15 protein-coding genes are annotated in these 16,115 nt (G+C 46.4%); 4 read left to right on the top strand and 11 right to left on the bottom strand.

From position 1 onward, the window contains the following. Positions 1-21 precede the first annotated feature (21 nt). Entirely contained in the window at positions 22-1,512 is a 1,491-nt protein-coding gene (locus BQ7489_RS04880) for a xylulokinase (protein ID WP_072530181.1), read from the bottom strand. A 9-nt stretch (positions 1,513-1,521) separates the two neighbouring features. After that, a complete protein-coding gene (locus BQ7489_RS04875) occupies positions 1,522-2,262 on the bottom strand; it encodes an NUDIX hydrolase (RefSeq protein ID WP_072530180.1) in 741 nt (246 codons plus the stop codon). 225 nt (positions 2,263-2,487) lie between these two features. Between BQ7489_RS04875 and thiD the strand changes: the two genes are divergently transcribed. Continuing rightward, on the top strand, positions 2,488-3,321 hold the full coding sequence (gene thiD / locus BQ7489_RS04870) for a bifunctional hydroxymethylpyrimidine kinase/phosphomethylpyrimidine kinase (RefSeq protein ID WP_072532031.1): 834 nt from the start codon (positions 2,488-2,490) through the stop codon (positions 3,319-3,321). Between the two features lie 55 nt (positions 3,322-3,376). After that, on the top strand, positions 3,377-4,264 hold the full coding sequence (gene fabD / locus BQ7489_RS04865) for an ACP S-malonyltransferase (protein ID WP_072530179.1): 888 nt from the start codon (positions 3,377-3,379) through the stop codon (positions 4,262-4,264). Positions 4,265-4,348: 84 nt separating this feature from the next. On the opposite strand, the gene BQ7489_RS04860 is transcribed toward fabD, so the two are convergent. Continuing rightward, complete coding sequence (locus tag BQ7489_RS04860) at positions 4,349-6,049, bottom strand: alpha-amylase family glycosyl hydrolase (protein WP_072530178.1); 1,701 nt, start codon at positions 6,047-6,049, stop codon at positions 4,349-4,351. Between the two features lie 79 nt (positions 6,050-6,128). Further along, entirely contained in the window at positions 6,129-7,214 is a 1,086-nt protein-coding gene (locus BQ7489_RS04855) for an HpaII family restriction endonuclease (protein ID WP_072530177.1), read from the bottom strand. A gap of 300 nt (positions 7,215-7,514) precedes the next feature. Between BQ7489_RS04855 and BQ7489_RS04845 the strand changes: the two genes are divergently transcribed. Together BQ7489_RS04845 and BQ7489_RS04840 are read left to right on the top strand one after the other, a co-directional pair. After that, on the top strand, positions 7,515-7,976 hold the full coding sequence (locus BQ7489_RS04845) for an alanyl-tRNA editing protein (protein WP_072530176.1): 462 nt from the start codon (positions 7,515-7,517) through the stop codon (positions 7,974-7,976). A 4-nt stretch (positions 7,977-7,980) separates the two neighbouring features. Next, on the top strand, positions 7,981-8,880 hold the full coding sequence (locus tag BQ7489_RS04840) for a DNA/RNA non-specific endonuclease (RefSeq protein ID WP_072530175.1): 900 nt from the start codon (positions 7,981-7,983) through the stop codon (positions 8,878-8,880). A 7-nt stretch (positions 8,881-8,887) separates the two neighbouring features. Here BQ7489_RS04840 and BQ7489_RS04835 read toward each other — a convergent pair whose 3' ends face one another. From BQ7489_RS04835 to def, 7 genes are all read right to left on the bottom strand, one after another. Then, complete coding sequence (locus tag BQ7489_RS04835; protein WP_072530174.1) at positions 8,888-9,661, bottom strand: EFR1 family ferrodoxin; 774 nt, start codon at positions 9,659-9,661, stop codon at positions 8,888-8,890. A gap of 420 nt (positions 9,662-10,081) precedes the next feature. After that, positions 10,082-10,432, bottom strand: coding sequence for a 50S ribosomal protein L20 (gene rplT, locus BQ7489_RS04825; protein WP_072530173.1), 351 nt, complete (start codon positions 10,430-10,432; stop codon positions 10,082-10,084). 103 nt (positions 10,433-10,535) lie between these two features. Further along, complete coding sequence (rpmI, locus tag BQ7489_RS04820; protein ID WP_072530172.1) at positions 10,536-10,733, bottom strand: 50S ribosomal protein L35; 198 nt, start codon at positions 10,731-10,733, stop codon at positions 10,536-10,538. Between the two features lie 66 nt (positions 10,734-10,799). Beyond that, positions 10,800-11,393 carry a translation initiation factor IF-3 gene (infC, locus tag BQ7489_RS04815; protein ID WP_072530171.1) on the bottom strand — a complete coding sequence of 198 codons (594 nt, stop codon included), beginning with the start codon at positions 11,391-11,393 and terminating at the stop codon, positions 10,800-10,802. Positions 11,394-11,500: 107 nt separating this feature from the next. Further along, positions 11,501-13,441 (bottom strand): threonine--tRNA ligase, encoded by a 1,941-nt coding sequence (gene thrS, locus BQ7489_RS04810; protein ID WP_072530170.1) that lies wholly within the window; start codon positions 13,439-13,441, stop codon positions 11,501-11,503. A gap of 107 nt (positions 13,442-13,548) precedes the next feature. Then, the gene (locus BQ7489_RS04805; protein WP_072530169.1) at positions 13,549-15,558 is read right to left on the bottom strand and encodes a tetratricopeptide repeat protein; all 2,010 of its coding nucleotides are present in this window, start codon (positions 15,556-15,558) and stop codon (positions 13,549-13,551) included. Further along, complete coding sequence (gene def / locus BQ7489_RS04800) at positions 15,555-16,109, bottom strand: peptide deformylase (protein WP_072530168.1); 555 nt, start codon at positions 16,107-16,109, stop codon at positions 15,555-15,557. The genes BQ7489_RS04805 and def overlap by 4 nt, the downstream gene beginning before the upstream one ends. Between the last annotated feature and the right edge of the window lie 6 nt (positions 16,110-16,115).

The raw sequence follows: 16,115 nt of genomic DNA, 5'->3' as shown, positions 1-16,115 counted from the left end.
TTATAATGAATTAAAATATTCTTATTTAGTAACCTTCTCCATACATTCCAGCCAACGTTGGTATGCATCTTCGTAGGCGGCCTTATTGGCCAGATCCGGTTCAATGACAGCCAGCTTGTCGAGTGTAGCGAAAGCTTCATTGTTATCCTTATAGATACCGGCTCCCATACCCGCACCCTTGGCGGCTCCTACAGAACCATCGGTATCGTACAATTCGATGGTAGCTCCGGTCACACCGGCCAATGTATCACGGAAAATCGGGCTCAGGAACATGTTGGCATGTCCGGCATGGATTTTCTGCACATCCATACCCATACCCTTCATGATATCGATACCATATTTGAACGAGAATACGATACCTTCCTGAGCTGCACGGATAATATGGTTACGCGTATGGATATTGAAATTGATCCCGTGTATGGAACATCCGGCCTCCTTGTTCTGCAACATACGCTCCGCACCGTTTCCGAAAGGAAGGATACTGATTCCGGCCGATCCTATCGGTGCCTGGGCAGCCAGGTCATTCATATCGGCGTATGAAATTCCTTCAGGAACTACGGTCCGCTTGATCCACGAATTGAGGATACCTGTACCATTGATGCAGAGCAAGACACCCAGACGGATCTGGTCGGCCGTATGATTTACGTGAGCAAATGTGTTTACACGTGATTTCGGATCATAATTGACAGAACCGTTCACACCGTAAACCACACCTGACGTTCCGGCTGTAGATGCAATCTCACCCGGATTGAACACATTCAATGAAAGAGCATTGTTAGGCTGGTCACCTCCACGGTATGTAACAGGGATACCTTCGGCCAATCCCAATTCGGCCGCCGCAATGGCAGTTACACGGCCCTGTTCAGAGAATGTAGGACGGATGGTAGGAATCAGGGAATTGTCAAATCCGTAGTAATCCATCAGGAACTGTGCCACTTCATTGTTCTTGAAATCCCAGAACATACCTTCAGAAAGTCCTGAAACGGTAGTACATACTTCACCTGTCAGCTTCATGGCGATATAGTCGCCCGGAAGCATGATCTTGTCAATCTTGGCGTATACATCAGGTTCGTTTTCCTTCACCCAAGCCAATTTGGAAGCAGTAAAGTTACCCGGAGAATTCAACAGATGAGAAAGACATTTTTCCTCGCCCAAAGCCTTGAAGGCCTTATCACCGTAAGGGACAGCACGCGAGTCGCACCAGATGATGGCCGGACGAAGGACATTCTGATCCTTATCCACACACACCAGTCCGTGCATCTGGTATGAAATACCGATAGCGGCTACATCCTCTTTCTTGGCACCGCTTTCATTCATGATCATTTCGGTAGCAAGCTTCAAATTCGCCCACCACATCTCAGGCTGCTGTTCCGCCCATCCCGGATGAACCGCAATGATTTCAGCTTCAGTTTTCGGATAAAAGGCAGAAGCAACACATTTACCTGTTTCGGCGTTCACCAGACTGGCTTTTACCGAAGAGCTGCCTATATCATAACCTAACAAATACCTCATATATACACTTTATTTCTTAAGTTTATTATAAATTGTTCTGTCAAATCTAAAATAACGGGCCGCCCGATGACGCACTCCCGTTTCTTTCTCCTCCATCGGAACCACATAAGGCATCAAAGCTATTTTCTTATGGAAATTCCGTGCGTCAAAATCACGGTCATAAACCAGTTGGTAAAGTGTCCGCAACTGGGCCGCAGTAAATTTCCGGGGTAACAGGTCAAACATGACCGAAGGAGTGTTTTCCACATAATGCCGGATAGAGGTCAACGCATCTTTATAAATCTGCATGTGGTCGAAAGCCAGATTCTTCACATCCGCCACAGGCATCCAACACGCATCATACGTCTCACTCAGCTGACGGTTCCGCTGGTCAATCTTCAACAGTGAAAGATAAGCGACCGTAACGATCCGGCCTACCCCATTCTCTGTTATCCGATGAAAGCGTTCCAGCCACAATACATCTTTCGGATCTGAAGTACGGTTTCTGGAACCATAAGCCTTGAACTGGGTCATCTTGATATTCTTCAGCCCCGTCAATTCATTCAGCACCCGTTTTGCCGCATCATCCAAATCTTCATCGGCATATATCAGACTTCCCGGCAGCTTCAAGTCATTGATATCCGCGTCCGCCTGTTTGCCTATCTGCCTTACAAGCAGAACCCGGAACTGCTCGCCGTCAAAACCGATCAATACACAGTCGACCGACACATGTACATCAATTATAAGGTTATCTCCGGCTTGCTTTTCCATCTTTTTTTCTTTTTGACGATGCAAATATAAATAAGTTTTCAATCCGATGTTCAAAAAAAAAGCAATTATTTATCATGTTATAAAACACTATTTTTCAATCAAATACTTTTCATCTTTTATACGATATAAAAAAGAAGCATATCATACCTGATACGAAAAGTTTCTATTTGTTTGAATCACAATACTTTCATATATTTGCAACAGCATACCAATATCCATAATAACATGAAACATTATCCCTGTATACTTACCATAGCCGGCTCCGACTGCAGCGGAGGGGCCGGAATCCAGGCAGACATCAAGACCATTTCTGCCCTTGGAGCATATGCTGCCAGTGCCATAACAGCCATTACCGTACAAAACACTACGGGAGTAAACGGAATACACCCCGTACCTCCAGTCTATGTAAAAGGGCAGATTGAAGCGGTAATGGATGACATCCGCCCTATAGCAATAAAAATAGGCATGATAAACGACACTGAAATAGCGCATACCATAGCCGACTGTATTGAAAAATACCGTCCCCGTTATGTAGTGTTCGACCCGGTCATGGTTTCCACAAGCGGATGCCGGCTGATGGAAAACGAAGCCATAGAGGCCATCACCTCCAGTCTGATGCCGTCAAGCACCTTGATAACCCCGAACCTTAGCGAAGCCGAAGTCTTGCTGGGATATCCTATCCGTGATGTCGCGACAATGAAAACCGCAGCTTCAGACCTGTTGAAATACGGAAGTAAAGCCGTACTGGTCAAGGGAGGACATCTGGAAAACGGCAGCATGTGCGACATTCTCCAGATAAGAGGAGAAGAAACACCTTATATATATGAGGCACAGAAAGTAGCAAGCAAAAACACCCACGGAACAGGGTGTACCCTTTCATCGGCCATCGCAACCTATCTGGCCTTAGGAGAACCGCTTCCAGAAGCTGTCCGGAAAGCTAAAGAGTATGTCTATCAAGGTATCCTATCAGGAAAAGACATCCATATAGGGGAAGGACATGGACCTCTCAACCATTTCCACTCCCCTGTTCCAATGCACATTCTTGACGAAAATGAGTAATATTTAAAAAGAATTTATACCTTTGCAACCAATAACGTCAATAAAAAATTAATTTATGAAAGCATTTGTATTTCCAGGACAGGGAGCCCAATTTGTAGGAATGGGCAAAGATCTTTACGAAACCTCTCCTTTGGCTAAAGAATTATTCGAGAAGGCAAACGATATTCTAGGATACCGTATCACTGATATCATGTTCAACGGAACAGACGAAGAACTGCGTCAGACTAAAGTGACCCAACCTGCAGTATTCTTACACTCTGTTATTTCAGCGCTCTGTATGGGTGAAGATTTCAAGCCGGAAATGACAGCCGGCCATTCCTTAGGCGAATTCTCTGCTCTGGTGGCAGCCGGCGCCCTCTCTTTCGAAGACGGTCTGAAACTGGTATATGCACGTGCAATGGCGATGCAGAAAGCCTGCGAAATGCACCCGTCCACAATGGCAGCCATCATTGCCCTGCCCGACGAAAAAGTAGAGGAAATCTGTGCAAGTGTAGCAGCCGGAGGAGAAGTCTGTGTTGCAGCCAATTACAACTGTCCGGGACAGATTGTCATTTCCGGTTCCATCGAAGGGATCAACAAGGCCTGCGAACTGATGAAAGCTGCCGGAGCAAAACGTGCCCTGCCTCTGAAAGTAGGAGGTGCTTTCCATTCTCCATTGATGGATCCGGCCAAAATAGAACTGGAAGCAGCCATCCAGGCAACAGACTTCCATACTCCCAAATGTCCGGTATATCAGAATGTAGACGCCAAACCACATACCGATCCGGCAGAAATCAAAGCCAATCTGGTAGCCCAACTGACAGCTTCCGTACGCTGGACCCAGACTGTCCAGAACATGATTGCCGACGGAGCCACCGAATTCATTGAATGTGGTCCGGGCGCCGTACTTCAAGGACTCATCAAGAAAATCAACAAAGAAGTGAACGCTCACGGCATTGCCTGACAAAAACATACAGAAAAAGTTGAGGCCTCCGGTCGGGGATTATCCCTAGCCGGAGGCCTCAACCTTTCAAACCCGTACCGGGTTTCATTTCAACTGGATCTTCAGCATTTTACCTCCCAACTGGGGCAAGTTTACAGTAGTCGGTTTCGAAGATGTAAAGGATATAGTCTCCTTCTTTCCCGTCAACAGATCCGTTGCCTTGCAGCTTTCCATACACGGAACCTGCAAATAATCGAAAGCATGCTGAGGAATATTTACTGATACATGTACAGGCATATCCTCAAAATTGACAATAATCAGGATTACGTCATGCTCTCCCTTACGCAAAAAGGCATATTGGCGGTGTTCATTCATCTGCCATCCCCCAAGGTTGACATACATCAGGTCAAAGAACTGCCCGTGAGCCAAAGCGTCTTCCGCATTGCACAATGTCAGGACTTTACGGTAATATTCACGTATTTCCTTTTCCTTGGGAGTCAGCAAATGGGAATTGAAACGTTTATGGTTATTCCATCTGCGGATAGTATCTACACTCCAATAATCAAAGATAGTGGTACGCCCGTCACGCCCGCTGAAACCCTCGGATTCCATGGCCGGCTCCCCTAATTCCTGACCGAAATAGATCATCATCGGATTGGTGTTCATGCAGGCCGATACCAGCAAAGCCGGAAAAGCCTTACGTGCATCACCCGCAAAGAAATCGGATGCAATACGTTGTTCATCGTGATTTTCCAGGAAATTCAGCATATGTCCCTGAATATCATTCACATTCTGCCAGCACCCTGTAATACCCGTTGCAGACGCATAACCACAAACGACCGACCGTAACGTATCATACAGTCCTACCTTGTCGTATAGATAATCAAAATGACCTTTAAAGATGTAATCCCTATAACGGGCCGGATTATACACTTCTGCAATGAAGATTATATCGGGATACTGTTCCTTAACCTGAGGGATCATCCATCCCCAGAATTCACAAGGTACCATCTCGGCCATATCGCAACGGAAACCGTCTACTCCCTTCGACGCCCAGAAAAGAACAATGTCCTTCATCTTATTCCAGGTATCGGGAACAGGTGAAAAATGGTTGCCGGTATTACCTATATAATCTACTCCATAGTTCAGTTTGACCGTTTCATACCAGTCGTTCTTGTTGGGATAAGCGTCGAACCGGTCATTACCCGTAGCCTTTGCAGGATATTCCACATAATTTCCACATTCCGGATCATAGAGATCGATTTCGCCTTCCAGCTTCTGCCCCGGAATATAATAATAGTTATTATTGGCATCAAAACCCTTCGCCGTATCATCGTCTTCCCCCAGATCCTTTACGCCTTCCGGACGGGAAATGGAATGATACTGCCGTGCCACATGATTCGGGACAAAATCGATAATCACATCCAGACCGTTATCGTGCGAACGCGCAACCAGTTCGAGGAATTCTTCCATACGACGGTCGACATTTACAGCCAGATCGGGGTCGACATCGTAATAGTCACGGATAGCATACGGAGAACCGGCCTTACCCTTCACGATAGACGGATGATTCTTCGGCATGCCATAGGCAGAATAATCCGTCTGGGTGGCATGGGCTATGATACCGGTATACCAGATATGGGTCGCTCCCAACTTCTTTATTTCGGCCAGTGCCTTTGATGTAAAGTCGGCCATTTTACCACAACCGTTTTCTTCTATACTCCCATTATTCAGGTTACGTACCCCACAATTTCCGAATAGACGGGTAAAAGCCTGATAAATAATCATTTTCCCATTTTTTTTCATATAAAATTCTCCATTATAATCTTTTTATTATTTCTTTCTATCTCAAAAAAACTGCCACCCTAACGGATGGCAGACCATTTTATCTTTTCAACAAGGCAATCTTCAAGTTCAACTTAAAGTAATAGACTCCGTTTTCACGTTCCAGATAGCCGTATTTATCCTTCTCGGTAGATCCCTTCTCCAGACGGGAATTATAGAACAAGAAATCGGCGAACGTCTGCCGGAACGCTCTCTGATAACACAAGACCTGTCCGTCTCCTGTCACAAACAGGAAACCTGCTATTGCCGAATCCGTTCCGTTATACAGCTTGGCAGGCCGCATGCCAGTAGCTAACGCCAACAGGAATTCCTTCATCTTGTATTCATAGAAACCGTGCTTACTGATCAGTTCATCCTTTATCTTCAACGGGTTCAGCTTTTTCAGATCCTCGGTCAGATCGGCCACCTTAGTTATTCCATCCAACCACATCAAACGGACCATCTCGGCAAGCAGCCGTCCCATATGCAGATCAATCATCGACAGATTGCTCCGGAAAATCTTATCGGCCACATCGTTGTATTTCAGAATACCACCCAACCTTTCAATCATAAGCATACGGCCCACTACATCATCTGCCTCACCAAACGCATTGATTTTATTTACGGTAGGAGTAGCAAACCTGACACCCGTCTGCTCGAACTTAAAATTAGCCGTACGGCCTCCGTCCAGCAACGGAAGCATCATCCCCAGGCGGGAACGGACACAAAAGCCGGTCAGCGGAGCATCCTGATCATAAAACGCCACACTGAAATCCGTACGGTCGTCTGTTTTGGCTTCCAAATCGAAAATGGCCACTTCATCCAGGAACTCCTCCACACCGTCGGGCGACGTCACATCATCCTCCCGGCTCTCCCGGATCGCCTGCAGAACCAACCCGGCAACCGTCCCGAAATCTTCACGAGGCACATACTTATCCATCTGTTCTCCCACAATATGGACATTCTCCTTGTCGATGATGTACTTCCGGGTACCGTCATGCTCTTCACGCTGGATCATTGCCACCGGAATACGCTGGGATTCATTTTGCTTCACGTCGGCCGTTCCGGCATATACATAACCGTCGGCCAGCAGGCGAAAGAACGCATACAGCTCGCCCCATTCTCTTTTCGTTGCTTCAAATGCCATAATCTATCATTCGGAATTTTATTAGCGCAAATATATAGAAAATAAATGTTAATATAAAATGTTAATCGAAGCATGATTGTTAAATAGTATTATATATTGACATTTTTTCCCGGATTCATTTGTAGAATAAACAAAAGTCCGTATATTTGCAATGTGTTTTTCATAGTATTAGATTTAAGGTTAACAAAGGTTGGAGTACGGCGGTACTCCTTTTTTTATGCCCATACCCCTGGATAAGGCAGAATAATCATAGCAATTACAAGTTTATTTCCTATTTTTGCACAAAACAAAAAACAGACTATGGAACAAACCCCTCAACTGAACGAACACAACAAACAGGAATATCCCCCGATGCACACCTGTGAACATATTGTAAACCGGACTATGGTAAATCTCTTCGGATGCGGACGTGCCGTATCGGCCCATATCGAACGGAAAAAGAGTAAATTAGACTTTGCCCTTCCTCAGGCACCGACCGAAGAACAAATCCGAGAAATCGAAGATAAAGTGAACGAAATAATCGCATCAAACCTTCCCGTAACGACCGAATTCATAACAAAGGAACAGGCAGCACACCGTTTCGACATGAAACGTCTGCCGGAAGACGCTTCAGAAACGGTACGTATTGTACATGTAGGCGACTATGACGAATGTCTGTGCATAGGTCTGCACGTAAACAATACAGCCGAGATAGGCACATTCAAGATTATCAGTTCCGATTACAAAGAAGGGATTTTCAGAATGCGTTTCAAATTAATCTAAGGGAATGGCACGGAACAAGAAAAAACAGACCGGGTCTGCCAAAGGCTTTATCCTGCTTCTTATCATCATAGCGGCGGCAGTGTATTACAGCCAGAACAAGGGCTGGTCTACCGACATGATCCGGCCGGAAACAGACCAGCCGACCGAAAAGACCGATAACCGTCCGGAAGAGCATGCAACAGACTATACTGCAGACACGAACCGGCAAAGCTACAGCAACAAGCTGGAAATCCCGGTATCGACAACCCCACGCAATGAAATAAAGCTGAAGCGGACCGGATATACCTTATCGTACAATAATGTATACAAAACCCCGAACTGGGTGGCATGGGAACTGACACGGCAGGAAACAAACGGTAATGAAGAACGCAAGAACAGATTCATACCAGACCCGGACCTTCCGGAGCCGAGAGCAGAACATTCCGATTACACAAACTCCGGATACGACCGGGGACATATGGCTCCGGCTGCCGACATGAAATGGAGTAAAAAAGCCATGGAAGAGTCATTCTATATGAGCAATATCTGTCCGCAGAACCAGAAACTCAACCGGGATGACTGGAATGATCTGGAGGAAACCTGTCGTAGATGGGCACGCAAATACGGGACTGTGTACATTGCATGCGGACCGATTTATGACAATGAATCACCCAAACGCATAGGGGAACATAAAATAGCCGTTCCCGACCGTTTCTTCAAAGTCGTCCTAATCTATAACCGCAAGAATCCGTTGGCAATGGGATTCCTTTTTGAAAACAAGGCACACCACCAGAAACTGGAAAACTACCTGACAACCGTCGACGGGATAGAGCAAATCACCGGACTGGACTTCTTTTCCAAACTGCCCGACAGCATAGAAAACAGAATCGAGGCCCAAATTCCCCAACTGCCTTCCACCCGTTAGAGAATGTTCAGTCCCTTCCCAACGACTGTTTCAACCGGCATACATACTGCCCTTTCTTCTTTGTCTGATTTCCATACATGACCGCATGCTTCGGACAATGGTGATAACAAGACAGACACATGGTGCAGTGGTTTCCCCACCGAGGCTTTTCTTCCAGACGGATATTATGGACCGGACAAACCTTTTCGCATACGCCACACCAGATGCAATCCTCCGTAACATGAAAACCTTTGGGAGAAGTCAGGAAAGCGTTGAAAAGAGGACGGATCACATAACTCTTCAGCCATGGAACACTTCCCTCATGGCAATCGAAACCCGGCCTGCGCTCCTCAATATACCCGGCTACCTGTGTCACTCTTGCCATAGCTTCCTCCAGTTTCTTCCGTTCCAGACTTTCCGGATCAACATCAAAGCCGGGCAGGCACACGTAAGTATTGGGCATCGTGACGGAATAACCGGCCTTGCACTCCCACCCCTTCTTCTTTGCCGCCTGCACAAAAAGACTTGCCGTTTTTCCCGTATCGTCACCACAGGTACATACAAAATACAAGAAAGACGGAGGTGCATCCAGAGACAAACCATCCAACGCCTGAAGCACAATAGCCGGGGGTCCCCATGAATAAACCGGAAAGACAAAACCCAAGGCTTCGCCTTCGACCAAAACGGACGGTCCCTTCCCGGCCAAAACATCCGTTACAGCATATAATCCCTCCTGCCGCAACTGTGCCAGTTCACCGGCAACCCAACGGGAGTTTCCTGTACCCGAAAAATAAAGAAGCATAAAACGTTAAAATAGAGAGAATAAGGACATAAGAAAAGCCGCACCCGAGGCGTGACGAAACTCCGATAAACATGATTTGAGTGCTCTCCCCCTTTGTAATCCACCGGCATAAATGCTACCCGAAGGCGTGGCCCGCCATTGGAAGATGAAGCTGTTCTCGGTATTTCTTATAACTTGATGAGTTTCCCGATTCTGCAAGTGCGGCTTCATTTTTTTCTATTACAAATATACAATATTCTTCCGAATGTACAAAGGAAATGCCGACATTATTACATCTGTTTCATTATTTTCACCAATCCCCGGAAGCTCACAGATTTACAAATTGAAACCATCCGGTATAAAATATAGGAGAACAGGTATAAAAAAAGCATCACCCGTATAAAAGGTGATGCTTCCTTATAGTTTTTCCGTATCTCCTGATCAGGCAGCTTTTGCCTTGGCAACGACAGCCTTGAATGCTTCAGGATGGTTTACAGCTAAATCAGCCAAAACTTTACGGTTGATTTCAATACCTGCTTTGTGCAATGCACCCATCAATTTGGAATAAGACATACCTTCCAGACGGGCAGCAGCGTTGATACGCTGAATCCACAATGCGCGGAAGTTACGTTTCTTATTCTTACGGTCACGGTATGCATATGTCAGACCTTTTTCCCATGTATTCTTAGCAACGGTCCAAACATTCTTTCTTGCACCAAAATAACCTCTGGTTAAACCTAAAATTTTCTTTCTTCTTGCTCTGGAAGCAACGTGATTTACTGATCTTGGCATAGTTTTTAATTCTTTTTTGAATGATAGCGCCGATATTTCACAACCGGACTTGAGGCTAATGCATTCGGTTAATAATTTAAATGATGTTTACGCTTTTGTAAGATTACTTCATGCAAAGAAGTTCCTTAACCTGATTCAAGTTAGCAGTATTTACCAAACCCATATGGCAAAGGTTTCTTTTCTGCTTTTTAGTCTTCTTAGTCAGAATGTGACTGTGAAAAGCGTGCTTTCTCTTGATTTTACCTGTTCCGGTAAGAGCGAATCTTTTTTTAGAACCGGAGTTAGTTTTGATCTTTGGCATCTTGTTAAATTTTTAATTATTATTATTAAGGGTGGCAATGCACTATACCGGCGCATTACGCACTTTTCATTCTTCAGTCTTATCGGCCTTAGGTTCCGGATCAGCAACAGGTTTCGGGGCCTGTTTCTTCGCAGCTCCGCCCTTTTTCGGTGAAAGGGAAATTGTCATCCGCTTACCTTCAAGAATCGGCATCTGTTCTACCTTTGCATAATCTTCCAGGTCATTGGCGAAACGGAGCAACAGCACCTCTCCCTGCTCCTTGAAAAGGATTGAACGTCCCTTAAAGAAAACGTAAGCCTTTACCTTGTCACCATCCTGCAAGAAACCGATAGCATGTTTCAGCTTGAAATTATAGTCGTGCTCGTCAGTCTGAGGCCCGAAACGGATTTCCTTCACATTGACTTTCACCTGTTTCGCTTTCTGCTCCTTGGCACGTTTCTTCAGCTGATAAAGGAATTTAGAATAATCTATAATTCTACAAACAGGAGGAACAGCGTTAGGTGAAATTTCGACCAAATCAGCATCATGCTCCTCAGCCATCTTCAAAGCCTGGGCTATCGGATATACTGCCGATTCAATATCATCTCCTACTATACGAACTTCCTTGGCACGGATCTGTTCATTGATCCGGTGTTGCCCTTTTAAATTGTCATTCTTCATTAAAGTTTTCTATTCCTTGTTTGCCTTTTAAAATTTATAAATTATCCGAATTCTTTTCAAGCGTTTTCCGGCCGCCGATACTACAACGCCGGAAAACGGATGCAAAGTTACCATTTATTTATCATATTATGAACTTCTTCTGCAATATTTTTTGCAAAATCAGCTATTTTCATGGTTCCCTGGTCGCCTTCCCCTTGTTTACGGACTGCAACCTCGCCGTTTGCGGCTTCTTTTTCACCTACAACCAGCATATAAGGGATACGTTTCATTTCATTGTCACGGATCTTACGTCCGATCTTTTCGTTACGGTCGTCTACCAGTGCACGGATATCGTATTTCTTCAGTTCCATGCGGACCTCGTTCGCATAGTCGTTGAACTTCTCCGAGATAGGCAGGATAGCCACCTGGTCCGGAGTCAACCACAACGGGAACTTACCGGCTGTATGTTCGATCAATACAGCGACAAAACGTTCCATGGAACCGAACGGAGCACGGTGGATCATAACCGGACGATGTTTCTGGTTATCGGCACCCATGTATTCCAGTTGGAAACGTTCCGGCAGGTTGTAGTCAACCTGGATTGTACCCAGCTGCCAACGGCGTCCGATGGCATCTTTCACCATGAAGTCCAGTTTAGGACCATAGAAAGCAGCTTCGCCGTATTCTACCTTGGCCTTCAGTCCTTTCTCCTCACACGCTTCAACGATAGCACGTTCGGCGCGTTCCCAGTTTTCGTCGCTACCGATGTATTTCTCACGGTTTTCCTTATCACGCAAAGAAATCTGCGCCTCAAAGTTTTCCAGACCCATTGCACGGAATACCACCGAAATGATATCCATTACCCGCAGGAACTCTTCCTTGACCTGGTCCGGACGACAGAACAGGTGGGCGTCATCCTGTGTAAAGCTACGTACACGGGTCAGTCCGTGCAGCTCACCGCTCTGCTCGTAACGGCATACTGTACCGAATTCGGCGATACGCAACGGCAGGTCACGGTATGAACGCGGAGAGTTCTTGTAGATCATACAGTGGTGAGGACAGTTCATCGGTTTCAGGAAATATTCTTCCCCTTCTTCCGGTGTATGGATAGGTTGGAATGAATCCTTGCCGTATTTGGCATAGTGTCCGGAAGTTACATACAGCAGCTTGTTGCCGATAGGCGGACACATCACTTCCTGATAGTCATAACGAGACTGGATACGACGCAGGAAATCCTGCAGGCGCAGACGCAGTGCAGTACCCTTCGGCAACCAAATAGGCAGACCTTTACCTACCGTATCCGAGAACATGAACAGTTCCATTTCCTTACCGATCTTGCGGTGGTCACGTTTCTTGGCTTCTTCCAGCATTACCAGATATTCATCCAGCATTTTCTTTTTCGGGAATGTGATACCGTAGATACGTGTCATCTGCTTGCGGTCTTCCTGGCCTCTCCAATAGGCTCCCGCTACCGACAACAGCTTGATAGCCTTGATAGGAGCGGTAGACGGCAAGTGCGGACCGCGGCACAAATCGGTAAATGCACCTTGTGTATATGTAGTGATGTGGCCGTCTTCCAGTTCGGAAATCAGCTCACACTTGTAAGTTTCACCTCTTTCACCGAACATCTTCAATGCATCCTCCTTGGAAATGCTACGGCGTACCAGTTCTTCTTTCTTGGCAGCCAGTTCCTGCATCTTCTGTTCAATGGCAGGCAGATCATTTTCTTTTATGACAGTATCACCCGGATCAACGTCATAGTAGAAACCGTTTTCAATAGCCGGACCGATACCGAACTGGATGCCCGGATAAAGTTCCTGCAAAGCTTCTGCCAACAAGTGAGCACTTGTATGCCAGAATGCATGTTTACCTTGCTCGTCTTCCCACTTATACAATACAAAGTTCGCATCTTCGTTAATAGGACGAGTCAAATCGATCGTTTCACCGTTCACTCCGCAAGCCAAGACTTCTTGTGCCAGACGGGGACTGATGCTTTCTGCAATCTGCAGACCAGTAACTCCTTCGTTATACTCACGAACAGAGCCATCAGGAAAAGTTATCTTAATCATATTCTTAAGTGTTTATCCATTATTGAATCGCAAAATTATATAAATCTTTCTTTATCTGCGTAACTTTTCTGTGAAAATGATTGTTTTTCACTTTATCGTCTGCTTTCCTATTCCTCGGGAGCCGACGTAAACCGTTTTATGATATTGTAGGCCGAAAAGATACCCAGTTCGCCAGCCTTGCTCAAATCCTGTATCCCCTGCCGGTTATTACCCAGAAAGACGTGCGTCAGTCCTCGGTTGAAATAGGCATCCGAAAAACGGGGATCCAGCTCGATCGCCTTGTTGTAGTCGGCTATCGCGCCACGATAATCCTTCATGGCCGCCAACACATTGGCACGGTTGTAATAAGCATAGACAAAATCAGGAGCCAGACGAGTAACTTCATCCAGGTCACGGCAAACCATTGCATAGTCGTTGTTCCGCACAGCCGGCTGCTTGTCTTCAGAAAGGCTGATATCATAACTTGTATTCCTACGGCGGTATTCGATCTGTTTGTAATGGATTACCGCACGCATAAAGTACGCCTCAAACATACCCTGATCATACCCGACAGCATCATCCAGGTCTTTCAACGCATTGTCGAAATCCTGTACCAGATAGAACTCCATGGCGCGGGCATAATAGTTGATGGCATTGGTAGGATCCTTTACGATACGTTCGGTCATCTCATCGATCAGCGTAAAATGCTGTTTCACCTGATCTTCCGTCAAGGAGGCCTCATTGTTCGTGATGAGCAGCGGCTGCGGCAGCACCTTCCGGTTGTTCAGGTCGTCAATCGACTTATAATAGTTGATCTGGCGCTTGATCTCTTCCTGCCGCTCGTAATAGCTCAGCACAAACATCGGCTGCGGCAGGATGGTCACGTTCTTGTCCTGTACCTTGCCACGGTAGTCGTTTTTGTATTTAGGCTCGTTTTCATCAGTGTCAGCCACCACAATCTTGCGGTAGTTGTTCATATTCTTGTCCGACTTCTTGCGGGTCTTGTCGGCCGAAGCGGTCTGCTGATGTTGCGACTTCCCGTTCTGGCTGTCCAGCTGCGCCTTCAGAATCTTGAACTCGTCCGCATCGGCTCCCTTCAGGTCACCCACCCTACGGCGTGCCTTAGCGCGGTACTGGTAGCCCGCCAGGAAGTTCGGATACTCATCGATGACCTTCGTATAATCTTCGATGGCCCCCCGGTAATCACCCGTCTTGTCACGCAACAGACCCCGGTTGAATGTAGCCATCATATTATCCGGCTCTATATTCAACACAAAATCGAAATCCTCGATAGCCCGGTTGTCATCACCTACCTGCGCACGCAGCAGGCCACGGTTATAATGTCCGATGAAATTATTCCTGTCGATATCCAAAGCCAGATCATAATCGCGCATGGCTCCACGGAGGTTGTTCTGATGATAACGTGCCAACGCACGGTTGATGTATGTATTGGCGTTCCGCACGGAAAGGCGGATAGCCTCGGTCAGGTCACTTTCCGCATCCTTATACTTGCCGCGTTGCAGGAAAAGCATACCTCTTGACGACCACGTATCGGCATTGTAGCGGTCCATCTCGATAGCCTTGTCGGCATCCGACATGGCCTGAAGCGTGTCTTTCTGTTTCAGCGACACTTCCGTACGCATCAGGTAAGCGTCGATATAGCGGGGAGAAATACGGAGCAGCGTATCCAGGTCGGCCCTAGCCTCGGCATATTCCTCGTTCCTGATACGGCACAATGCCAGATTGTGCCAGAGACTGATATTCTCCGGATCCAGCTTGATAGCCTTTTCATAGTCGGCTATCGCCCCTGTATAATTCTGCTGGCTGATACGGGAAATACCCCTTATCTGATAAGTGTTCGGAACAAACGGATTACGTTCGATCGATTCCGTACAATCGGCCTCCGCTCCCTGATAGTCGTCGAGGTTCAGCTTGGCCAGTCCACGGTAAAAATACGGCTCGGCCAGATAAGGCTTCGCATTGATAACCTGGTTGAAATATTGGATAGAGAGGACATAATCCTCAAAATAAAGCGCATTCCTTCCGATGGCCATTACCCTGTCTGTATTGATCTGTGCAGCAACCGCCACCGGAAAGAACAAGCCTATATATAATATGTATAAAAGCTTACGAATCATTTTACAGTCTTCACCTTGTAAGAGCAGCGCGCCTTACCTTTCAGCATATTGTTCAGTTTGCCCCTAATCATCTGCTTGCGCAAGCCGGACAAGTGATCGATAAACATGACGCCTTCCAGATGGTCGAACTCATGTTGCATCACACGGGCCAAATATCCTTCCACCCATTCATCGTGCGGATTCATATCCTCGTCAAGGTACGTCACATGGATCTTGTCCGGACGTTTCACACTTTCATGGATCCCCGGCAGGCTCAGGCATCCCTCCTCCATGGAAACCAGTTCCTCACTTGTTTCAATGATATGAGGATTGATATACGCCTTTCTGAAGCCCTTGAACTCGGGCATATCGTCCGAAAGTACATCCAGGTTCACTACCACCACACGGATGGGAAGCCCTACCTGGGGAGCAGCCAACCCCACCCCGTCGGCACGGTCCATCGTTTCATGCATGTTCTGGATAAGTTGTTTCAAATCAGGATAATCGGGTGTTATATCCTTGGCTTCTTCACGAAGGACAGGCTGTCCATATACATAAATAGGTAAAATCATTATATT

Source organism: Bacteroides ilei (assembly GCF_900128495.1).
In the GTDB taxonomy this organism is placed as follows: domain Bacteria; phylum Bacteroidota; class Bacteroidia; order Bacteroidales; family Bacteroidaceae; genus Phocaeicola; species Phocaeicola ilei.
This window is presented reverse-complemented; position numbering and strand designations above follow the sequence as displayed.

Excerpts from the sequence above, each read along its gene's own strand:
- infC (WP_072530171.1), bottom strand. The coding sequence starts at position 11,393 with ATGAAGAATGACAATTTAAAAGGGCAACACCGGATCAATGAACAGATC.
- BQ7489_RS04835 (WP_072530174.1), bottom strand. The coding sequence starts at position 9,661 with ATGCTTCTTTATTTTTCGGGTACAGGAAACTCCCGTTGGGTTGCCGGT.
- def (WP_072530168.1), bottom strand. The coding sequence starts at position 16,109 with ATGATTTTACCTATTTATGTATATGGACAGCCTGTCCTTCGTGAAGAA.
- thrS (WP_072530170.1), bottom strand. The coding sequence starts at position 13,441 with ATGATTAAGATAACTTTTCCTGATGGCTCTGTTCGTGAGTATAACGAA.
- rpmI (WP_072530172.1), bottom strand. The coding sequence starts at position 10,733 with ATGCCAAAGATCAAAACTAACTCCGGTTCTAAAAAAAGATTCGCTCTT.
- rplT (WP_072530173.1), bottom strand. The coding sequence starts at position 10,432 with ATGCCAAGATCAGTAAATCACGTTGCTTCCAGAGCAAGAAGAAAGAAA.
- BQ7489_RS04855 (WP_072530177.1), bottom strand. The coding sequence starts at position 7,214 with ATGGCATTTGAAGCAACGAAAAGAGAATGGGGCGAGCTGTATGCGTTC.
- fabD (WP_072530179.1), top strand. The coding sequence starts at position 3,377 with ATGAAAGCATTTGTATTTCCAGGACAGGGAGCCCAATTTGTAGGAATG.
- thiD (WP_072532031.1), top strand. The coding sequence starts at position 2,488 with ATGAAACATTATCCCTGTATACTTACCATAGCCGGCTCCGACTGCAGC.
- BQ7489_RS04875 (WP_072530180.1), bottom strand. The coding sequence starts at position 2,262 with ATGGAAAAGCAAGCCGGAGATAACCTTATAATTGATGTACATGTGTCG.
- BQ7489_RS04845 (WP_072530176.1), top strand. The coding sequence starts at position 7,515 with ATGGAACAAACCCCTCAACTGAACGAACACAACAAACAGGAATATCCC.
- BQ7489_RS04860 (WP_072530178.1), bottom strand. The coding sequence starts at position 6,049 with ATGAAAAAAAATGGGAAAATGATTATTTATCAGGCTTTTACCCGTCTA.
- BQ7489_RS04840 (WP_072530175.1), top strand. The coding sequence starts at position 7,981 with ATGGCACGGAACAAGAAAAAACAGACCGGGTCTGCCAAAGGCTTTATC.
- BQ7489_RS04805 (WP_072530169.1), bottom strand. The coding sequence starts at position 15,558 with ATGATTCGTAAGCTTTTATACATATTATATATAGGCTTGTTCTTTCCG.
- BQ7489_RS04880 (WP_072530181.1), bottom strand. The coding sequence starts at position 1,512 with ATGAGGTATTTGTTAGGTTATGATATAGGCAGCTCTTCGGTAAAAGCC.